The 19,106-nt window shown below is 68.8% G+C and carries 19 protein-coding genes; 2 read left to right on the top strand and 17 right to left on the bottom strand.

Annotated features, from left to right (window positions below):
• Nucleotides 1-12 precede the first annotated feature (12 nt).
• The 4 genes from glmM to trpB form a co-directional block, all read right to left on the bottom strand.
• Nucleotides 13-1,356: a phosphoglucosamine mutase gene (gene glmM, locus DX914_RS06760; protein WP_115858245.1), complete on the bottom strand. Its 1,344-nt coding sequence runs from the start codon at nt 1,354-1,356 to the stop codon at nt 13-15.
• Nucleotides 1,353-2,270: an acetyl-CoA carboxylase, carboxyltransferase subunit beta gene (gene accD, locus DX914_RS06765; protein WP_115858246.1), complete on the bottom strand. Its 918-nt coding sequence runs from the start codon at nt 2,268-2,270 to the stop codon at nt 1,353-1,355. The genes glmM and accD overlap by 4 nt, the downstream gene beginning before the upstream one ends.
• A 245-nt stretch (nt 2,271-2,515) precedes the next feature.
• Nucleotides 2,516-3,322, bottom strand: a complete 807-nt coding sequence (gene trpA, locus DX914_RS06770; protein ID WP_115858247.1) for a tryptophan synthase subunit alpha — start codon at nt 3,320-3,322, stop codon at nt 2,516-2,518.
• A 141-nt stretch (nt 3,323-3,463) separates the two neighbouring features.
• On the bottom strand, nt 3,464-4,675 hold the full coding sequence (gene trpB / locus DX914_RS06775) for a tryptophan synthase subunit beta (protein WP_115858248.1): 1,212 nt from the start codon (nt 4,673-4,675) through the stop codon (nt 3,464-3,466).
• Between the two features lie 103 nt (nt 4,676-4,778).
• Between trpB and DX914_RS06780 the strand changes: the two genes are divergently transcribed.
• Entirely contained in the window at nt 4,779-5,663 is an 885-nt protein-coding gene (locus DX914_RS06780; RefSeq protein WP_115858249.1) for a LysR family transcriptional regulator, read from the top strand.
• Between the two features lie 670 nt (nt 5,664-6,333).
• Here the strand turns inward: DX914_RS06780 and DX914_RS06785 are convergent.
• The 7 genes from DX914_RS06785 to DX914_RS06815 form a co-directional block, all read right to left on the bottom strand.
• The gene (locus tag DX914_RS06785; RefSeq protein ID WP_115858250.1) at nt 6,334-7,008 is read right to left on the bottom strand and encodes a phosphoribosylanthranilate isomerase; all 675 of its coding nucleotides are present in this window, start codon (nt 7,006-7,008) and stop codon (nt 6,334-6,336) included.
• A gap of 10 nt (nt 7,009-7,018) precedes the next feature.
• Nucleotides 7,019-7,861: a tRNA pseudouridine(38-40) synthase TruA gene (truA, locus tag DX914_RS06790; protein WP_115858251.1), complete on the bottom strand. Its 843-nt coding sequence runs from the start codon at nt 7,859-7,861 to the stop codon at nt 7,019-7,021.
• Nucleotides 7,862-7,864: 3 nt separating this feature from the next.
• Entirely contained in the window at nt 7,865-9,673 is a 1,809-nt protein-coding gene (locus DX914_RS06795; protein ID WP_231118167.1) for a motility hub landmark protein FimV, read from the bottom strand.
• 99 nt (nt 9,674-9,772) lie between these two features.
• Nucleotides 9,773-10,813 (bottom strand): aspartate-semialdehyde dehydrogenase, encoded by a 1,041-nt coding sequence (locus tag DX914_RS06800; protein ID WP_115858253.1) that lies wholly within the window; start codon nt 10,811-10,813, stop codon nt 9,773-9,775.
• A 168-nt stretch (nt 10,814-10,981) separates the two neighbouring features.
• Nucleotides 10,982-11,992, bottom strand: a complete 1,011-nt coding sequence (locus tag DX914_RS06805) for a 2-hydroxyacid dehydrogenase (protein WP_115858254.1) — start codon at nt 11,990-11,992, stop codon at nt 10,982-10,984.
• Nucleotides 11,985-13,088 carry a chorismate synthase gene (gene aroC / locus DX914_RS06810; RefSeq protein WP_115858255.1) on the bottom strand — a complete coding sequence of 368 codons (1,104 nt, stop codon included), beginning with the start codon at nt 13,086-13,088 and terminating at the stop codon, nt 11,985-11,987. Before aroC ends, DX914_RS06805 begins: the two co-directional genes overlap by 8 nt.
• Before the next feature lie 27 nt (nt 13,089-13,115).
• Entirely contained in the window at nt 13,116-13,607 is a 492-nt protein-coding gene (locus DX914_RS06815; protein WP_147300618.1) for a hypothetical protein, read from the bottom strand.
• Nucleotides 13,608-13,692: 85 nt separating this feature from the next.
• Between DX914_RS06815 and DX914_RS06820 the strand changes: the two genes are divergently transcribed.
• The gene (locus DX914_RS06820; protein WP_115858257.1) at nt 13,693-13,887 is read left to right on the top strand and encodes a hypothetical protein; all 195 of its coding nucleotides are present in this window, start codon (nt 13,693-13,695) and stop codon (nt 13,885-13,887) included.
• Between the two features lie 63 nt (nt 13,888-13,950).
• Here the strand turns inward: DX914_RS06820 and prmB are convergent, their stop codons facing one another.
• The 6 genes from prmB to DX914_RS06840 form a co-directional block, all read right to left on the bottom strand.
• Complete coding sequence (gene prmB, locus DX914_RS06825) at nt 13,951-14,883, bottom strand: 50S ribosomal protein L3 N(5)-glutamine methyltransferase (RefSeq protein ID WP_115858258.1); 933 nt, start codon at nt 14,881-14,883, stop codon at nt 13,951-13,953.
• A gap of 94 nt (nt 14,884-14,977) precedes the next feature.
• Nucleotides 14,978-15,502: a hypothetical protein gene (locus DX914_RS06830; protein ID WP_147300619.1), complete on the bottom strand. Its 525-nt coding sequence runs from the start codon at nt 15,500-15,502 to the stop codon at nt 14,978-14,980.
• 90 nt (nt 15,503-15,592) lie between these two features.
• On the bottom strand, nt 15,593-16,123 hold the full coding sequence (locus tag DX914_RS20360; RefSeq protein ID WP_196778897.1) for a hypothetical protein: 531 nt from the start codon (nt 16,121-16,123) through the stop codon (nt 15,593-15,595).
• On the bottom strand, nt 16,108-16,674 hold the full coding sequence (locus DX914_RS19990) for an SEL1-like repeat protein (protein WP_147300620.1): 567 nt from the start codon (nt 16,672-16,674) through the stop codon (nt 16,108-16,110). Before DX914_RS19990 ends, DX914_RS20360 begins: the two co-directional genes overlap by 16 nt.
• A gap of 689 nt (nt 16,675-17,363) precedes the next feature.
• A complete protein-coding gene (locus DX914_RS06835) occupies nt 17,364-17,870 on the bottom strand; it encodes a DUF4189 domain-containing protein (protein ID WP_158549201.1) in 507 nt (168 codons plus the stop codon).
• A gap of 107 nt (nt 17,871-17,977) precedes the next feature.
• Nucleotides 17,978-19,087, bottom strand: coding sequence for a TrbL/VirB6 family protein (locus DX914_RS06840; protein WP_231118168.1), 1,110 nt, complete (start codon nt 19,085-19,087; stop codon nt 17,978-17,980).
• Nucleotides 19,088-19,106: the final 19 nt, after the last annotated feature.

The following is a 19,106-nucleotide window of genomic DNA, read 5'->3' on the forward strand; positions in this document are numbered from 1 at the left end:
GCTCTCGTGGTGTCATTGCGCCGCGGCGCGCACGGCCTCGGCCAGGCGCTGCAGCGTGTCCTGCATCAGTTGCGCATCGTCGGCCTCTACCGTAACCCGGACCACCGGTTCGGTGCCCGACGGGCGCAGGAAGGCGCGGCCGCGGCCGGCCACGGCGGCCTGGGCTTCAGCCAGGGCGGCCTGCACCGATGCGGCCTCGGCCGGCTTGGACCCGGCCTGGAAGCGTACGTTGACGGTCTTCTGCGGCACCTTGGCGAAGCCGTGCAGGGCCTGCGTCAGCGAGAGGCCGCGGCGGCTGAGCACCTCCAGCACCTGCAGCGCGCTGACGATGCCGTCGCCGGTGCTGGTGCGGTCCAGGCACAGCAGGTGGCCGGAGGCCTCGCCGCCCAGGGTGCCGTCGCGCGCGATCAGCTGCTGGTGCACATAACGGTCGCCGACCTTGGCGCGCACGAACTCGATGCCGCGCTGGGCGAACGCGCGCTCCAGGGCGTAGTTGGTCATCAGCGTGCCGACCACGGGGCCGCGCAGGCGGCCGCTGTCCTGCCAATCGCAGGCCAGCACATAGAGCAGGTCGTCGCCGTCGCGCACCGTGCCTTCGCCGTCGACGAACAGCACCCGGTCGCCGTCGCCGTCGAAGGCGATGCCCAGGTCGGCGCCGCTGGCGCGCACGCGCTCGGCCAGGGTGTCGGGGTGAGTGGAACCCACGCCGTCGTTGATGTTCAGGCCGTTGGGCTCGACCCCGATCGCGTCCACGCGCGCGCCCAGTTCGCGCAGCACCAGCGGACCGAGCTGATAGGTGGCGCCGTTGGCGCAGTCCATGGCGATGCGCATGCCGCCCAGGTCGAAGCCCTTGGGCACCGAGCCCTTGCAGGCCTCGATGTAGCGGCCCAGCGCGTCGCGCGTGCGCACCGCCTTGCCCAGTTCTTCGGACGCCACGGTGCGGAACGGCAGTTCCAGCGCGGCCTCGATCGCCAGTTCGGTGGCGTCGTCGAGCTTCTCGCCTTCGGCCGAGAAGAACTTGATGCCGTTGTCGTGGTGCGGGTTGTGCGAGGCCGAGATCACGATGCCGCCGTCGGCGCGCATCGAATGGGTCAGGTGGGCCACCGCCGGGGTCGGCATGGGGCCCATCAGCTGCACGTCCACGCCGGCGGCGACCAGCCCGGCTTCCAGCGCGGCCTCGAACATGTAGTTGGAGATGCGCGTGTCCTTGCCGATGATCACCACCGGCTTGCGCCAGTCGCGGCGCTTGAGCGCGTGACCGTAGGCGTTGCCCAGGCGCAGCACGAAGTCGGCCGAGATCGCGCCCTCGCCCACCCGGCCGCGGATGCCGTCGGTGCCGAAGTACTTGCGGCTCAAGCGCCGCTCCGGTCGAGCTCCAGCTCGGCGTCGTCCTCGGGCTGCGGCTGCTTCATCATCAGCGCCAGCAGGTGGGCCAGGCGATCGCGCAGTTCGCGACGGTCGCAGATCTGGTCGATGGCACCGTGGGCCACCAGGAACTCGCTGCGCTGGAAGCCTTCGGGCAGCTTCTCGCGCACGGTCTGCTCGATCACGCGCGGTCCGGCGAAGCCGATCAGCGCTTCGGGCTCGGCCATGTTGATGTCGCCCAGCATCGCGAACGAGGCCGAGACGCCGCCGGTGGTCGGGTGGGTCATGACCGAGATGTAGGGCAGGCCGGCCTCGCGCAGGCGCCCGAGCGCGGCCGAGGTCTTGGCCATCTGCATCAGCGAGAACAGGCTTTCCTGCATGCGCGCGCCGCCGCTGGCGGAGAAGCACACGAAGGGACAGCCCAGTTCCAGCGCGGTTTCGGCCGCGCGGGCGAAGCGCTCGCCCACCACCGAGCCCATCGAACCGCCCATGTAGGCGAAGTCGAACGAGGCGGCGACCAGCGGCCGCTGCTTCAGGGTGCCGCGCATGGCGATCAGCGCATCGCGCTCGCCGGTGCTCTTCTGCGCGGCCTTGATCCGGTCGGAGTACTTCTTCTGATCCTTGAACTTGAGCACGTCGGTCGGGCCGAGCTCGGCGCCGATCTCGGTGGTGCTGCCCGGGTCGAACAGCGCGTTGAGGCGCACGCGGCCGCGGATGGGCATGTGGAAGCTGCACTTGGGGCAGACCTCGAGGTTCTCCTCGAGTTCGGGCCGGTAGAGCACGGCGCCGCAGCGGTCGCACTTTTCCCACAGGCCCTCGGGCACGCTGCGGCGCTTGCCGGCGGCGGCGGAGTCGGTGCGGATGCCGGTGCGGCTGCCGGGCATGAGTTTTTTGAGCCAGGACATGCGTGTGCGGTTTTCCCGTTCAGGCTGCGATGAGGGCCGCTCCGGCAGCGAGCGCGGACACGGCCTAGGGAAGCCCCGGACCCGGAGCTCCCGCGCGCCAAGCATGGCGCGCCCGTGGGCCAGGCGCGCAAGTGCCTGATCCTACGGGAACAATCGCGGGCGCTAGCCCGGTTTGCGGCGTCCCGGGCGGCCCGAGGCCGCCCAAAAACTTCCCTAGCGCACCAGTTTAGCGCAGGCCGTATGGTTCACGGCACAGCCCGGTCCAGGGCCTGGCGCAGCGGCGCCAGGAAGGCCGCGGCGCGTTCGGCGGCGGCGTCGGGGCCGGCCTCGGCCAGGGCCGCGACCAGGGCGCTGCCGACCACCACGCCCTCGGCCTCGCGCGCCATGGCCACGGCGCTGGCGGCGTCCTTGATGCCGAAGCCGGCCACCACCGGCACCCGGCAGCGCTGGCGGATCTGCTGCAGGCGGGTGCTGGCGGCGTCGGTATCCAGCCGGTCGGCGCCGGTCACGCCGGCGAAGCTGACGTAATAGAGGTAGCCCTGGGCTTCGTCGGCCAGCACGGCCAGGCGCTGATCGGTGGTGGTCGGCGAGGCCAGCAGGATCAGCTGCAGGCCGGTGGCGGCGAAGGCCGCGCGCAGTTCGGCGGCTTCCTCCGGGGGCAGGTCGACCAGCAGCACGCCGTCGACGCCGGCCGCGGCGGCGGCGTCGGCGAAACGCCGGGCGCCGCGGATTTCGATCGGGTTGAGATAGCCCATCAGCACCACCGGGGTCTGGGCGTCGCGCTCGCGGAACTGCTGCACGCAGCGCAGCGCGTAGCTCAGGCCGGCGCCGCGCGCGATCGCGCGCTCGGAACTGCGCTGGATGGTGGGGCCGTCGGCCATGGGGTCAGAGAACGGCACGCCCAGTTCGATCACGTCGGCGCCGGCTGCGGTCAGCGCGTGCATCACCGGCACGGTGGCTTCCAGCGCGGGATCGCCGGCGGTGACGAAGGGCACCAGGGCCTTGCGGTTTTGGGCTTTGAGCGCGGCGAAGCGGGTGTCGATGCGGTTCATATCAGGTTCTTCGCTTGAGCCCCTCTCGCGCTGGGCGGGAGAGGGGTTGGGGTGAGGTCCGTCGGTTGCGGGGGAGCCGCATCGCGTGCGCCCTCATCCGCCCTCCGGGCACCTTCTCCCGCACGCGGGAGAAGGGAATCTTCAGAACACGATGCCTTCGCGCGCCGCGATCGTATGCACGTCCTTATCCCCGCGCCCCGACAGATTGCACAGCACGATCTGGTCCTTGGGCATGGTTCGGGCGAGCTTGATCGCCTGGGCGATGGCGTGGCTGGATTCCAGCGCGGCCAGGATGCCTTCGGTGCGCGCGAGCTGGTGGAAGGCGGCCAGAGCCTCGTCGTCGCTCACGCCCACGTATTCGGCGCGGCCGGCGTCCTTGAGGAAGGCGTGTTCGGGGCCGACGCCGGGGTAGTCCAGGCCGGCGGAGACCGAGTGGGTTTCGATGATCTGGCCTTCGTCGTCGCACAGCACATAGGTGCGGTTGCCGTGCAGCACGCCCGGACGGCCGGCGGCCAGCGACGAGGCGTGGCGGCCGCTGTCGATGCCGTCGCCGGCGGCCTCGGCGCCGACGATGCGCACCGAAGCATCGTTCAAGAACGCATGGAACAGGCCGATGGCGTTGCTGCCGCCGCCGACGCAGGCGGTGATCGCGTCGGGCAGGCGGCCGTATTCGGCCAGCATCTGCGCCCTCGCCTCGCGGCCGACGATGGCGTTGAAGTCGCGCACCATGCGCGGGTACGGGTCCGGCCCGGCGACGGTGCCGATGATGTAGAAGGTGTCGCGCACGTTGGTGACCCAGTCGCGCATGGCCTCGTTGAGCGCGTCCTTGAGCGTGGCCGAGCCGCTGGTCACCGGTACCACGGTCGCGCCCAGCAGCTTCATGCGGTAGACGTTGATCTTCTGCCGCTCGATGTCGGTGGCGCCCATGTAGACCACGCACTCCAGGCCCAGGCGCGCGGCCACGGTGGCGCTGGCGACGCCGTGCTGGCCGGCGCCGGTCTCGGCGATGATCCGCGGCTTGCCCATGCGGCTGGCCAGCAGGGCCTGGCCGATAGTGTTGTTGATCTTGTGCGCGCCGGTGTGGTTCAGGTCCTCGCGCTTGAGCAGGATGCGCGCGCCGCCCACTTCGTCGCTCAGGCGCTGGGCGTGGTAGATCGGACTGGGCCGGCCCACGTAATGGGCCAGGTCGGCGTCGAAGGCGGCCTGGAACGCGGGGTCCACGCGCGCGGCGTCGTAGGCCGCGGCCAGTTCCTCCAGCGGCCCGATCAGGGTTTCGGCGACGAAGCGGCCGCCGTAGCGGCCGAAATGGCCGGAGGCGTCCGGATAGGCGTGGTAGTCGGCAATGGCGGTCACGGCGGTGGGGCGGGCAGCGGAAGTCCGGCTACTTTATCGCGCGACGGCGCGATCGATAACGCATAAAATCGGCCCAACCCGTCAGGAAAACTCACCGATCGCCATGAGCCGCGACCTGCCTCCGCTGAACGCCCTGCGCGCCTTCGAGGCGGTGGCGCGGCTGGACGGCGTGGGCCGCGCCGCGGCCGAGCTGCACGTGACCCATGGCGCGGTCAGCCGCCAGCTACGCGCGCTGGAGGACGCCCTGGGCGCGGCCTTGTTCGTGCGCGAGGGCCGAGGCCTGGCCCTGACCCCAGTCGGGCAGCGCCTGTACGAGGCCGCCGAAGCCGGTTTCGCCCCGCTGCGCGGCGCCTGGGCCGACCTGCAGCGGCGCCCGGCGCAGGCGCCGCTGGTGCTGGGCTGCCCCGGCAGCGTGCTCGCGCGCTGGATGATCCCGCGCCTGGACCGGCTCGCCCGCGAGCGCCCTGCCCTGCGCCTGCACCTGGCCGCCAACGACAGCGCGCCGGATGCGGCGCTGAGCGGCCTGGATGCCGCGCTGCTGATCGGCTCGCCGCCGTGGCCGGGTGAGTGGCAGGTGCATCAACTGGCGGCCGAACGCATCGGCCCGGTGCTGAGCCCGCACTGGCCGGGCGCGGCCGAACTGCCCGCCCTGCCCGCGCTCGCAGGCATCGCGCTGCTGCACACCGCCTCGCGCCCGCAGGCCTGGGGCGACTGGGCCGCGCGGGCGGGCGTGGACGCGGCCACGCTGCGCATGGGCACCGGCTTCGATCATCTGTACTACCTGCTGGAAGCGGCCAACGCCGGTTTGGGCATCGCCATCGCCCCGCAACCGCTGGTCGCCGCCGACCTGGCCGCCGGCCGCCTGATCGCGCCTTGGGGTTTCGTGGAAACCGATGCGCGTTGGGTGTTGTGCGCGCCGAGGCGACGCGAGGATGCGCGGGTGGAAGAGTTGGCGCGCTGGTTGCGAGGGGAGTTGGCGGAGGCATAGCGGCGTCCGCATTGTTCGTAGGGTCTTGCCCGTGGCGAAGCGCGAATGGCGAGTACGCGGCCCTCACCCCAACCCCTCTCCCGCAAGCGGGAGAGGGGCTAAAGCAGAAGCAGCGTCGAATGCATCCCCTCTCCCGCTTGCGGGAGAGGGCTAGGGTGAGGGGGTGAGCGCAACGCGCGAATGCTGTTGATCCTCGCTCGGGCCCCGAACTCGCCGTCCCAACAGCAGACCCGTAGAGCCTGCCCCCGCGAAGGCGGAGGGCGGCGCACAGGAGGTGCGACGTTTTTCGCTGGCACAGGATGTGCCAGCGAAAAATCCCCGCGCGCGCTCCGCTCTCGCACGGGAGCTTTGGCGAAGCGTTTTTCTTTGGTTACTTTCTTTTGACGCTTATCAAAAGAAAGTGACCCGGCCGCTTGCGGACGGAAGCTGTTGCTATTGCTTCAACCAGCACACCCACACACCTTCGCGAGTTCGGAGCCTATCGCGGCTCACGCCGCTCCTACCCCAAGGCGCCAGAGCAGACCCCACGCCGACCGAGGGCCTGGTCGTAACTGCGGATTCGCGGTCGCAGCTTGCGCAGCTCCTACAGGGGTGGGCGCGGCGTTCGCCGTAGTTGCGCGTTCGCGGTCGCGGCTTACGCCGCTCCTACCCCAAGGCGAGCAGTGCGACGTTAGTCGGTGTGGCAATCGGCGCGGCGGACTTCTTCTACGAAGCGGCGCATCAGATGGCCGTCCTTGAGGCCCGGCTCGGCTTCGATGCCGCTGGATACGTCCACGCCCCAGGGGCGCGTGGCCAGGATCGCGTCGAACACGTTTTCGGTCGTGAGACCGCCGGCGAGCAGGTAGGGCTTGTGCAGGCCGACGGGAATGCGCGACCAGTCGAAGGTGCGGCCGCTGCCGCCGCTGCTGCCCGCGCCATGACTGTCGAGCAGGAAGCCCGACGCCGACGGATAGCGCGCGTGCAACGCGATCGCCCCGCGTTCGGCGCCCGGCGTGCCGGGCGCGGGCGCATCGCCCATCGCCACCGCCTTCAGGTAGGGCACGCCGAATGAACGGCAGAACGCATCGGTCTCGTCGCCGTGGAATTGCAGCAGGCTAGGCCGCACCTGACGGACCACGTCGCGCACCTGCTCGGCCGGGTTGTCCATGAACAAGGCCACCGCATCGACCAACGGCGCCAGCGCCTGGCGCATGGCGCGCGCTTCCTCGGCCTCGACCCGGCGCTTGCTGCTCTCGGCGAACACGAAGCCGATCGCATCGGCGCCGAGTTCGCAGGCCAGGCGCACGTCGCCTGGGCGGGTGAACCCGCAGAACTTGATTCGGGTGCGGAACATGCGTGCTTTCATCGTGCGCGCCTCACAAAGTGACCTCAGCCGGCAATTGCCAGGACGCAGGGTAGCGCGGGCCGATGAACACCAGGCCAGCGGACGGCGCGGTGGGCCCTGCGACGGTGCGGTCGCGGCCTGCGAGCAGTTCGCCGATCCAGGCCTCGGGCCGTTCGCCGCGCCCCACCGGCAACAGGCTGCCGACGATGTTGCGGACCATGTGGTGCAGGAACGCATTGGCCTGCACTTCGATTTCGACCACGTCGCCGTCACGGCGTACCTGGATGTGCTGCAGTTCGCGACGCGCGTGCGGCGCCTGGCAGTGCACGGTGCGGAAGGCCGAAAAGTCGTTTTCGCCCAGCAGCGCCTGCGCGGCGCGATGCATGGCGTCGGCGTCCAACGGCCGGCGCTCCCAACTCAGGTACTGGCGTTGCAACGCCGGCCGCACCTGGCGGTTGAGGATGCGATAGCGGTAACGTCGCGCGCGCGCCGAGAAGCGCGCGTGAAAATCGTCGGCCACCGGCAGGCACCAGCGCACGCAGACCGAAGGCGGCAGCCGCGAGGTGGTGCCCAGCACCCAGCCGCGCGGATCGCGCTCGACCGGGCCGTCGAAGTGCACCACCTGGCAGGACGCATGCACGCCGGCATCGGTGCGGCCGGCGCAGACCACTTCGGTAAGGCGCCCGGCGACGAAGCTCAGCGCGGCTTCCAGCGCGCTCTGCACCGTCGGCTCGCCACGCGTGTCCGGCTCGCCTGGGCGGCTGAGGCGCTGCCAGCCGGAGAACTCGCTGCCGTCGTACTCGACGCCCAACGCGTAGCGCCGGGTCGCGGCGGGACGCTCCGCGCCGGCGACCTGCGGAACCTGGTCCTGCACCGCTTACTCCAATTCGCGCAGCATCCGGGCGGCCTGCTGGCGCGCGGCCAGATCGCCGGTGACCGCGACTTCGCCCAGCAGCTGGCGGGCGCTGTCGTGGTCGCCCAGATCCATGTAGGCGCGCGCCAGTTCCAGGCGCTCCTGACCCGGCTGGGTCGCCAGCAGGGGCTCGCGCGGCTCGTCTCCGCTGCCGCTGCCGACCGAGGCCACGTGCCAGGCCGGCACCCGGCGTTCGGCCGCGGGCTGGGCGCTGCTGGCGGTCCAGAACGGCGCGGCCGAGGTCGCCGCCGGCGGCGTGACCGGAGCCGGCGCCGGCTCCGGCGCGGCCTCGACCAGCGCTTCGGGTTCGGCGAAGGCATCGGCCAGCGACGGCGAGGTCGCCGCGCCGGGCGCGCGGAACACCGGCTTGACCGGGCGTCGGCGCATGAACCAGGCGCCCAGCGCGGCCAGCAACAGCACCACGCCGGTGATGGTCCACGGCAGCACGGTCGAAGCGCCCGCAGCGGCCTGCTTCTGGTTGGATTCGGCCACGCGCTGCTGCGCGGCGGCCAGTTCGCTGTCCTTCAACTGGATCAGCTGCTGCTGTTGCTTCTGCAGCTGTTCGAGCTCGGCGATGCGGCCCTTGAGGTCTTTGACTTCGGCGTCGCGGGCGGCGAGCGATTCGGTGGACTCTTGCAATTCCTGACGCAGCATCTGCCCCTCGCCCCCGGCGCTGATGCCGGACTGTGTGCCCGCGCGCGTGGCGCGGCTGGCGCCCGGCGGAACGATTTCCAAGCGCGCACCGGCGCCGGCGGCACCGGCCGCGGCGGCGGACGCGCCCGCGGACGGCTGCGCGCTGGGCGCGACCGCCAACGGCACCGCTTCGGTCGCCGGTTGCGGCGCCGGGCGGCGCGCCTGGCGCCATTGCTGCACCTGGCTGCGCACCAGCGCGCTGGCCTCGCCGGCGTCGAGCGCGGCGACTTCGCTGCCCGACGGCACGCGCAGCACCGCGCCCTGCTTGAGCCGGTTGATGTCGCCGCCGATGAAGGCGTCGGGATTGGCGCGCAGCAGCGCGACCATGGTCTGGTCCAGGGTGGCGCCGTTCGCGTCCAGGCCGCTGGCGATGCGCGAGAGCGCGTCGCCGCGGCGCACGGTGATGGCGTCGCCGTTCTCGGCGGCCGCGGGCGCCGGCGCATCCAGGGCCGGCACCGGGGACGGCGGCGGCGGCGCGATGGCGATCGCGGTGGGTTGTTCGGGGAAGGCGCTGGCCGGCGCCGGTGCGGGCACCGAGGCGTCGGGCACCACGTCCACCGCGGCCGGGTCCGGCACGGGTGGCGCCGAGGCCACGGCGGCCGGGTCGATGGGGCGTTCGATCAGGTTGGACGGCGCCGACACCGGCGCCTCGATCGGCGGCTGCAACGGCGCCGACACGGTCTTGGGGGTGTCGATCAGCGCCGAGTACTCGCGCACCAGGCGGCCCTGGCCCCAGTCCACTTCGACCAGGAAGGTCACCAGCGGCTGGTTGACCGGCTGCTGGCTGGTGACCCGGATCACCGGGTTGCCGCGCGCGTCCAGCGCGACCTGGAATTGCAGGTCCGAGACGATGCCCTGCGGCGGCATCAGGCCGATGCGGGCGAAGGTTTCCGGCGAGGCCAGCCGCGCCTGCAGCTGTTCCAGTTCGGCCGGGTCGCTGGAGACGATCGGGATTTCCGCCAGCAGCGGCTGGTCGGAACGCGACTTGACTTCGATCTGTCCCAGACCGAGCGCGCAGGCCCCGCCGCTGGCCAGAGCCAGCGCCAATGCCAATGCGGTGCGCGTAAAACGATGCTTCACTCGAAGTCCCACTCCCTGCCCTGGCGGCGACTCTAGCCCTCGCCACCGTTATTACGCAATGCGGCCGCTCTATGCGGCCGCATTGCGCCGTCCCTGTCCTCAGGCCGCGTTCTGCGCCTGACGCTCGTTCCAGACCAGCTCGGCCAGTTGCACGGCGTTGGTGGCCGCACCCTTGCGGATGTTGTCCGACACCACCCACAACGACAGCCCGCGCGGATGCGAGATGTCGTCGCGGATGCGGCCCACGTACACCGGGTCCTGACCCGAGGCATGGGTGACCGGGGTCGGATAACCGCCGGCGGCACGCTCGTCCACCACCACCAGGCCCGGCGCGCCTTCCAGCAGCTCGCGCGCCTGCTCGGCGCTGAGCTTCTCGCGCGTTTCCAGGTGCACGGCCTCGGAATGGCCGTAGAACACCGGCACGCGCACCACCGTGGCGTTTACCCCGATGCTGTCGTCGCCGAGGATCTTGCGCGTCTCCCACACCAGCTTCATTTCTTCGGTGGTGTAGCCGTTGTCGGTGAAGTCGCCGCCGTGCGGGATCACATTGAACGCGATCTGCACCGGATAGACCTCGGCCTTGGCGTCCTGGAAGTTGAGCAGCGCGGCGGTCTGCTTGCCCAATTCCTCCAGCGCGCGCCGGCCGGTGCCGGAGACCGACTGATAGGTGGCCACGTTGATGCGCTCGATGCCGACCTTACGGTGGATCGGCGCCAGCGCCACCATCAGTTGCATGGTCGAGCAGTTGGGGTTGGCGATGATGCCGCGCGGGCGCTGGGCGGCCTGCTCCGGATTGACCTCGCTGACCACCAGCGGGATGTCGGCGTCGTAGCGGAAGGCCGAGGAGTTGTCGATCACCACCGCGCCGGCGGCGGCGAACTTGGGCGCGTATTCCTTGGACACCGAACCGCCGGCCGAGAACAGCGCGATGTCGACCCCGGACGGATCGAACGTGGCCAAGTCCTCGACCACCAGGGTTTTGCCCTCGAACTGAATTTTCTCGCCCGCCGAGCGCTCGCTGGCCAACACGTGCAGACGGCCGATCGGGAATTTGCGCTCCGCGAGGACCTTCAGCATGGTTTCACCGACCGCACCGGTAGCACCGACCACGGCGACATTGCAGGACGTCTTGGCGTTCATCAGTTTCGATTTACCTGGTAGTGGGGCCGCCGGACCCATTTCCGGCGGGTGTTGCGTTGAATGGGAGTGCGCCGATTATCGGGCAAGCGCGGCGCCAATGGCGGACGGCCGATCGCGGTTTTCGCAGATCCGGCCGCAGATTCGAGCGCAAGCCGGCCGACGCGGGTGTCAGATGCCCGGTTTTCGCGCGGCCAGCGCGTCGGCGTTCAGCGGCGATGGCGGGCGGCCGGCATCGGGGCCCAGGCCCAGCGCGGCGAGCAGGTTGTCCACGGCCAGGGCGACCATGGCCCGGCGCGTGGCCAGGCTGCCGCTGGCGATATGCGGGGTCAGCACCACGTTGCGCAGCGCCAGCAGGCGCGGATTCACCGCCGGCTCGCCTTCGAACACGTCCAACCCGGCCGCGGCCAGGCGGCCGCCGGCCAGCGCATCGGCCAGCGCGTCCTCGTCGATCAGGCCGCCGCGGGCGATGTTGGTCAGGGTGGCGTGCGGGCGCAGGCGCGCCAGCGCCGCGGCGTCGATCAGGTGGTGATGCTCGGGCGCGTACGGCAGCACCAGCACCAGGTGGTCGGCGCGCTCGAACAGCGCTTCGAAACTCACGTACTCGGCGTTGTGGGCGCGCTCGACCTCATCGGGCAAGCGGCTGCGATTGTGGTACAGCACGCGCATGCCGAAGCCGGAAGCGCGCCGGGCGATGCCGCGGCCGATCCGGCCCATGCCCAGGATGCCCAGGGTGGCGCCGTGGATGTCGCCACCCAGCAGCGATTCGAAACTCCACTGGCGCCACTGGCCGTCGCGCAACCAGCGCTCGGCCTCGGTGATCCGCCGCGCCGCCGCCATCATCAGGGCGAAACCGAAGTCGGCCGTGGTCTCGGTGAGCACGTCCGGGGTGTTGGTGGCCAGGATGCCGGCCGCGCTCAGCGCCGCCAGGTCCAGGTTGTTGTAGCCCACGCCGACGTTGGCGATCGCGCGCAGGCGCGCGGCGCCGGCGACCTGGGCCGCACCGATGGCGTCGTTGAGCGTGACCAGGGCGCCGTCGCAATCGCGCAGCGCCGCGGCCACGTCGGCCGGCGCGTGCTGGGTCACGATCTGGGTGCGGCGGACCTCGCAATGCGCGTCCAGCCGGCCCAGCAGGTCGGCGAACAGCGGCTGCGAGACCCAGACCCGCGGGCGCTCAGGCATCGGCTTGGCCCGGGATGCGCGGCGTCACTTCGCCCACGTCGCCGCACTGGGCGCGGTGGCGCAGGGCCTGGTCCATCAGCACCAGCGCGACCATGGCCTCGCAGATCGGGGTGGCACGGATGCCCACGCAGGGGTCGTGGCGGCCGGTGGTGACCACGTCGATCTCGTTGCCGTGCACGTCCACGCCGCGCACCGGCAGGCGCAGGCTGGAGGTGGGCTTGAACGCGGCCGAGCAATGCAGGCGCTGGCCGGTGCTGATGCCGCCGAGGATGCCGCCGGCGTGGTTGGAGGCGAAGCCGGCCAGCGACATCCGATCGCGGTGCTCGCTGCCCTTTTGCGCCACCGAGGCGTAGCCGTCGCCGATCTCCACGCCCTTGACCGCGTTGATGCTCATCAGCGCCGCGGCCAGTTCGCCGTCGAGCTTGCCGTAGATCGGCTCGCCCCAGCCCGGCGGCACGTGGTCGGCGATCACGTCCACGCGCGCGCCGACCGAATCGCCGGACTTGCGCAGCGCGTCCATGTAGGCCTCCAGCGCCGGCACCTGCGCGGCATGCGGCCAGAAGAACGGATTGCCCTCGACCGCATCCAGGTCGAAGCCTTCGGGTGTCAGCTCGCCGATCTGCGACATGTAGCCGCGCACGCTCACCCCGAAGCGCAGCGCCAGCCATTTCTTGGCGATCACGCCGGCGGCCACGCGCATGGTGGTCTCGCGCGCCGACGAGCGCCCGCCGCCGCGCGGGTCGCGCAGGCCGTACTTCTGCCAGTAGCTGTAGTCGGCGTGACCGGGGCGGAACTGCTCGGCGATGCTGTTGTAGTCCTTGCTGCGCGCATCGGTGTTGCGGATCAGCAGGGCGATCGGCGTGCCGGTGGTGCGGCCCTCGTAGACGCCGCTGAGAATCTCGATCTCGTCGGCCTCGCGCCGCGCCGAGGTGTGGCGGCTCTTGCCGGTGGCGCGGCGGTCCAGGTCGTGGCGGAACTCCTCCGGCGCGAGCGCCAGCCCCGGCGGGCAGCCGTCGACCACGCAACCGATGGCCGGGCCGTGGCTTTCGCCGAAGGTGGTCACGCGCAGCAAGCGTCCGAAGGTGTTGTTCGACATGGTGTTCTCAGCTGTGGCCGGCGCGCCTCACAGCGCGCAAGCCGCCATTTCGCGTTCGCTGGCCTGCAGCAGGGCCAGACGGTCCTGGCCGGAGCCGCTGCCGCCGCGCGACAGCGCGACGTAGAACTCGTGGCCGACGGTGGGGTGGAAACTCGATTCGCGCAGCGCCGCCAGGCCCAGCCGGTGCAGATGGCCCAGCAGCAGCCGGAACCAGTTGGGAGTGAAGCACCAGGCGTGGATGTCCGGATAGGCGCCCTGCCCGGCCGCCTCGATGCCGCGGCGCGCGTCCTGCGCAGTATGCGCGAATTCGACCTCGCCCAGCCTGCGCCCTTGCGCGTGCTGCCCGTCCCAGGCGATGCGCCCTTCCAGCTTGACCACATTGAGGAAGTAGTCGGCGACCCGGCCCGGGTTGTGATGCGCACGCGGCTCCAGGTGCGCATCGACCAGCTGCGACAAGCCGGTCGAGGGACGGAAACGGTCGAAGCAATAGCGCTTGTCCGGCACCGCCAGCGACAACACGCCACCCTCGCCCAGCAGCGCATCGCAGTCGTTGAGGAAGCCGACCAGGTCCGGTGTGTGCGTGCGAAGCCACGATCCAGTCGTAATGGCCGCGGCGGCCGATCAGGTCGGCGTAGCCGCCGCTGCGCCAGACGTAGTCCACGTCCTCGATCGCGTCCAGGTCGACGTCGTGGTCGCGGTACTTCTCGACCAGCGCCGCGCGATCGGCGTGGTCGACGATGTCCACGTCGAAGCCTTCGCGCCTGGGCGCGACCGGGTTGTGCGAACGGCCGAACTTTAGGCCGCGCCCGCGCCGGTCCAGCGGGGCCAGGATGCGCGCCTTGCGGTCCATGCCCCTGCTTCGTCAGGCGCCGCGCTGGCCGGCCAGCTCGACGATGCGCGCGTGGTGGGCGACCAGGTCCTCGCGCTCGGCGACGAAGATGCCCATCTGCCCGACCTTGAACTCCACCCAGGCCAGCGGCAGCTCCGGCAGCAGCTCGACCAGCGCGCGCTCGGCCTCGCCGACCTCGCAGATCAGCAGGCCGTGCTCGCTCAGGTGCTCGGGCGCGTCGCGCAGGATGCGCAGCGCCAGGTCCAGGCCATCGAAGCCGGCGCGCAGGCCGAGCTCGGGCTCGTAGGAGTATTCCTTGGGCAGCGCGTCGGTTTCGTCGTCGGTCACGTAAGGCGGATTGGTCACGATCAGGTCGTAGACCTCGCCCTGCAGGCCGTCGAACAGGTCCGACTTGCGCAGCTCGACGTTGTCGGCGTGCAGCCGCGCCTTGTTCTCGGCGGCCAGCGCCAGCGCGTCGTCGTTGATGTCGGCGCCGTGCACGGTCCAGTGCGGGTGGTAGTGGCCGGTGGCGATGGCGATGCAGCCCGAGCCGGTGCACAAGTCCAGCACCCGCTCCACCTCGCGGCCACCCAGCCAGGGCTCGAAGCCCGCTTCGATCAGCTCGGCTATGGGCGAGCGCGGCACCAGGGCGCGGCGGTCGCTCTTGAAGCTCAGGCCCGCGAACCAGGCCTCGCCGGTCAGGTAGGCGGCCGGAATGCGCTCGCCGATGCGGCGCTCGAACAGCGCCAGCACCGCGTCCTTTTCCTCGCTGGTGACCTTGGAGGCGCCGTAGACCGGACTCAGGTCGTGCGGCAGGTGCAGCGCGTGCAGCACCAGCTGGGTCGACTCGTCCAGGGCATTGTCGTAGCTATGGCCGAAGGTCAGCCCGGCGGCGCCGAAGCGGCTGGCGCCGTACCGGATCAGGTCGATGACGGTGAGCTGCTCGAAGGTGACGGAAGCGGGCACGGCGGGTCCGGGAACGTTGCGGGGCCGCGCATTATAGCGGTGGCGTAGGGCCGGACGGCCCGATTGCGGGCGGCGGCGTGCCGGGCCCGGACCGTTACAGCCGCAACGAATAGCCCGACGGGTCCGGCGGCTCGGTCGCCGCGGCGGCCAGCGCCCGATAGACCAGGGCGCCGGTGATCACCTGGGTCGCCCCGGCCAGCACCAGCAGCGCGAACACCAGCCCGGTTTCCGGCACATGCAGGGGCAGCTCGATCATCAGCGGCAAGGCCACCATGGCCAGCGCCAGCAGCCAGGCCAGCGTCACCTGCACCCCGGCGGCCCGGACCGGCTTGGGCCCCTTGGCGCTCTCCGCCCCGTCGCCCAGCAGGTGCCGGCGCGCCAGCACCACCAGACAGGTCGCCAGCACCGCCGCCCGCACCTGGAGCATCCCCGCGGTCACCGCCCCCCACTTGGACAGCTCGACCACGTTCAGGTTGCCGCCGCTGATCCCCCACACCGCTACGGTCACCGCCAGCAGCAGCACGGCGAAGCCGACCAGCACCCCGCCCTCGACCGTGCGCGCGGAGGCCCACCAGTCGGTGCTGGGAGCTGACTGTTCAATTAAGGGCTTACGGAGCATGGCGATTCCGTTGCTGTAGACCCAGGTGAGCCAGGTGGAATGTGGCTCACCTGAGCCGCCTAAGACAACCCCAATACTGTCAAAGACGACTCAATTTTCTACCACGACAGGCTCGTTCACGATCACCTTACCAGTCCCTCCTCCGCCACCACCACCACCGCCACCGCCACCAGCGCCAGGGTTGTAACCACCCCCGTTGCTGCCAGTTTCCTGTCCACCACCACCGCCACTACCGGTGCTCCCGCTTCCCGGAATGACTACTGGCTCCACGAACCCACCATCGAACTCGTACATGCTGCCTGTCCTAGTGTAAATGGCACAGTAGCTTTCATTACATATCTTAAAATTATCACCAATCTTTCTCGCGCGATCCAACTGCGTAACGAGAGACCCATCAATAGATCGTATGTATGCCAATGTGCCGTCATCTGGATTAGGAACCCGAATCAAACAAGAGCCGTTTACACACGTATAAGGACCGAAAAACCCTGGCCCGCCATCGCTCTTGTAATACCAGTCCGGATAATCACCCGCAAAAAGCACGCCCACATACACAAGACTACAAAAAAAGATAGCTGTCAAAACCCTTAACATGCCCACCCCCGTTAGTTCGAACAACAAGACGCGTATATTCTTCGCGCCAAATCACGAGCTTCACCCACTCTGCCCGGCGGAACCTTTGCCAATTGCGAATCCATCAAATAGCTCGAAATAACACCGGGCTTAGCCCTATCCACAACCAGATAGTAGGCGTAAGCCTTCACGGGGTCCGGAGCGACAATGATTCCGCCCTCATACGCTCCCGCCAAACGCATCATTGCGTCGGTGCTTCCGCGCGAAGCGAGGTCATTTAGATATCGCAGCGCGGTTGCTTTGTACTGAACTGTCTTTTCCGGATCTTTAAGCATCTGCGCGCTACCGCCCAGCACAGCCTCCGGGACAGATGCATAGAGCAACTGAGCTTGCTCGTCGCCTGCCGCTGCCGCCATTTCCAGCCATTTGCCACGGTCGGCAAGAAAATCGGACGAAGATGTGCACTCAATCCTTCGGCGCTCATGCGAGCCATTGACCGCTTCTCTGGATGCACCTGCACGTACCGACATGTCGGCAAGCGCTGCTTGAGCTCTCGCATCCGGCAAGCGGGCGCATTCGTGCAACTTGAGAAAAATCAAGAACGCAGATCGAGCATCCCCAGCCAGTGCTAGAGGCTTTAGCTTCTCAATGACCTGCGCGGCATCGCCCGACGGCGGAAAAACACTTTCGGTGAGTGTGTAAGCCTTTCGCAGCCCAGTTCGAGATGAGGCAGCCCCTCTACTATGAGAGGCGGGTCCGGGTGAGTTCAGCGTCTCAACTGAAGGATTAAGTGTGCCGCTAGTCATTGAAGTGCCGACTTTGAGACCTGACGACGCCCTACTAGCGCGCCGCTCAAGCCAATAGCCAACTGCGGCTACCGCCCCTAGGATTAGAACAAACGTGACCAAATGACTTCGCTTCATGTCCTTCTCGTCCTTGCGGCGTCCCAATTGAGTGTTGGCCTAGTGGGCCGAAGCGTCGTTGCCCGCTGCAAGAAAACGATCGCAGGCATACATCACCCTACTACCTTCATCACCGCGCTCAACACTTAGTAACTAAGCTCACAAGAAAGCGTAGGAAATAAGCACCGCTGTTGCCACCACTGCCCTCACACCGCCATCGCTACAGCCAGCAGCAAAAGCCGCAAAGCCGACCAGCACCCGCCGTCGACGGTGCATGGAGGCCCACCAGTCAGTGCTGAAGCTGGGGTCTTGGCTGAAAGGATTGCGGAGCATGGCAGTGCCCTCGCTGCCGCTTTCCGGCGGGGCTGTGCCCTGTGCCGGAGAGCCTACTGCACCTGCACTGGAAGACTGCAGGCTTTGTAATAAATCTGGCAGTCCTCCGCACCAGATCGTTCGCACAGCTTCATTCCATCCTCCACTGCGCTTTCCACTGTCGGACCACCTTGCGACCTTGAGTAACCAAAGCCGGCGATCACGACTGCGCATTGATTGTTGTAAACCAAATTGATTCGACAGTTCTGTCCGCCCTTGGCTCGACAATCACCAAGTGCTTCGCTCTTGGCCTGCCTCTTGCTGCCCGCAGCCTGCGAAACGCCGATACCCACATTACTTGCGCCGAAGTCAAAGGCAATCGCGCCCCAGCGACTTTCCCATCGCGATCCCCGGCCCTGCATGTAGGTACTCTGAGAGCTTGGGATCGGCATGCAGTTGATGACGCCGCTTTCCGGACCAGGGGCCTGCACATGACCTGATGGGCACTGGCCCTCTCCGTAGGCTTGTGCAGCAATCAACGTCAACATCAAGACGATGGCGCAGCGCATCGACATGTTCATGAGCCCTCCTTCAGCAAAAAGACCTGCCATACGACTGGTAGCGGTGTATCGGATCGGCAGCCATTGGCAAACCACCGGCTTCAACCCAGTGCTCAACCTCAAATTTGTCATCGCTCTCCCGTGGGAGGCAACGACTTAGGAGGCCGATGTGCAAGTCCTGGAAAGGCTTGCGGTCCCTCCTCCACCCCCTGTTGGCGAGAAACATTTGTGGGCGGCTGCGAGTAGTTGGCCGGCGTCTGCTGCCCGGAAGGAGCGCTAGCACCAGAACCAAAGGCCGAAATGACCGCAAAGCTACCCACCGTCCCCTGAAAAAACATCGCCGCAGCCGCCGGCACCGTCACGATCAACACCGTCAACAACAACCCGATACCGCCCTGCTGCATCGCTTGCGTGGTCAGGCCCTCGGTGTCGGTGCCCAGCAACCCGTTGGCCGCCTTGGCCATCCACAGCGCCACGGCCACGCGCGAGGCGAGTTCCAGGGCGATGGCGGTGACCGCGCTGAGCATGGCCATGGAGAACAGCGTGCCGATGCCGTACATCAGCCACCGACGGAACAGGTCCTTGGTCTGCTCGAAGATCAGGCACAGGATGAACAGCGGTCCCAAGCCGATGAACAAGGCCAGGGTGAACTTGTAGAGCAGCAGCATGGCGCCGGCGGTCATCGGTGGGCTGGCCGTGCCGAAGCCGGCGAACAGCAGCGCCCGCATCTTTTCGTCGTACATCTGCTGATCGCCGTCGACGATCTGCACCGCGTCGATCGCGCTGAGCGCTACCTGCATGTAGGCCAGGTTCTCGTCGATGGCCTCGGCGCTGGTCTCGCTGCCGTCGCCGGTGAACAGCCGGTGCACCTCGCGGTCCAGGTCGTTGGTGAAAGCCTGGTGCAGACTGCCGCCGAACACCGACATGCTGGTGGCCACGCCCACGATCACCGCGATGCGGGTCAGGCTGGTCACCAGCGCCATCATCGGCTCGCGCGACTGCCCGGTGACGATGCGGTAGCCCGCGACCAGGATCCACAAGGTGACCAGGGTCAGGGCGATGGCGGTGGCCCAGGTCATGAAACGCCCCATCAGCTGCAAGCCGAAGGCGTCGACCTTGGCGCCGAGGTAGTCGTTCACCAGCTTGAAGAACGCGAACTCGCCGATGCCGGCCGCGCGCGGTAACCAGCCCAGCCACTGCGCCGTCACATTGCCGCCCCACTCCATCGCTGTCTGCATGCTGCTTCCTGCCGAATGT

Source organism: Lysobacter silvisoli (assembly GCF_003382365.1).
GTDB classification, from domain to species: domain Bacteria; phylum Pseudomonadota; class Gammaproteobacteria; order Xanthomonadales; family Xanthomonadaceae; genus Lysobacter; species Lysobacter silvisoli.

Bases quoted from the DNA above. Each gene is read 5' to 3' on its own strand.
- accD (WP_115858246.1), bottom strand. From the start codon at position 2,270: ATGTCCTGGCTCAAAAAACTCATGCCCGGCAGCCGCACCGGCATCCGC.
- DX914_RS06800 (WP_115858253.1), bottom strand. From the start codon at position 10,813: ATGAACGCCAAGACGTCCTGCAATGTCGCCGTGGTCGGTGCTACCGGT.
- trpA (WP_115858247.1), bottom strand. From the start codon at position 3,322: ATGAACCGCATCGACACCCGCTTCGCCGCGCTCAAAGCCCAAAACCGC.
- DX914_RS06785 (WP_115858250.1), bottom strand. From the start codon at position 7,008: ATGAAAGCACGCATGTTCCGCACCCGAATCAAGTTCTGCGGGTTCACC.
- DX914_RS06820 (WP_115858257.1), top strand. From the start codon at position 13,693: ATGGCCGCGGCGGCCGATCAGGTCGGCGTAGCCGCCGCTGCGCCAGAC.
- DX914_RS06805 (WP_115858254.1), bottom strand. From the start codon at position 11,992: ATGCCTGAGCGCCCGCGGGTCTGGGTCTCGCAGCCGCTGTTCGCCGAC.
- DX914_RS06840 (WP_231118168.1), bottom strand. From the start codon at position 19,087: ATGCAGACAGCGATGGAGTGGGGCGGCAATGTGACGGCGCAGTGGCTG.
- DX914_RS06835 (WP_158549201.1), bottom strand. From the start codon at position 17,870: ATGAACATGTCGATGCGCTGCGCCATCGTCTTGATGTTGACGTTGATT.
- DX914_RS06830 (WP_147300619.1), bottom strand. From the start codon at position 15,502: ATGCTCCGTAAGCCCTTAATTGAACAGTCAGCTCCCAGCACCGACTGG.
- aroC (WP_115858255.1), bottom strand. From the start codon at position 13,088: ATGTCGAACAACACCTTCGGACGCTTGCTGCGCGTGACCACCTTCGGC.
- DX914_RS06780 (WP_115858249.1), top strand. From the start codon at position 4,779: ATGAGCCGCGACCTGCCTCCGCTGAACGCCCTGCGCGCCTTCGAGGCG.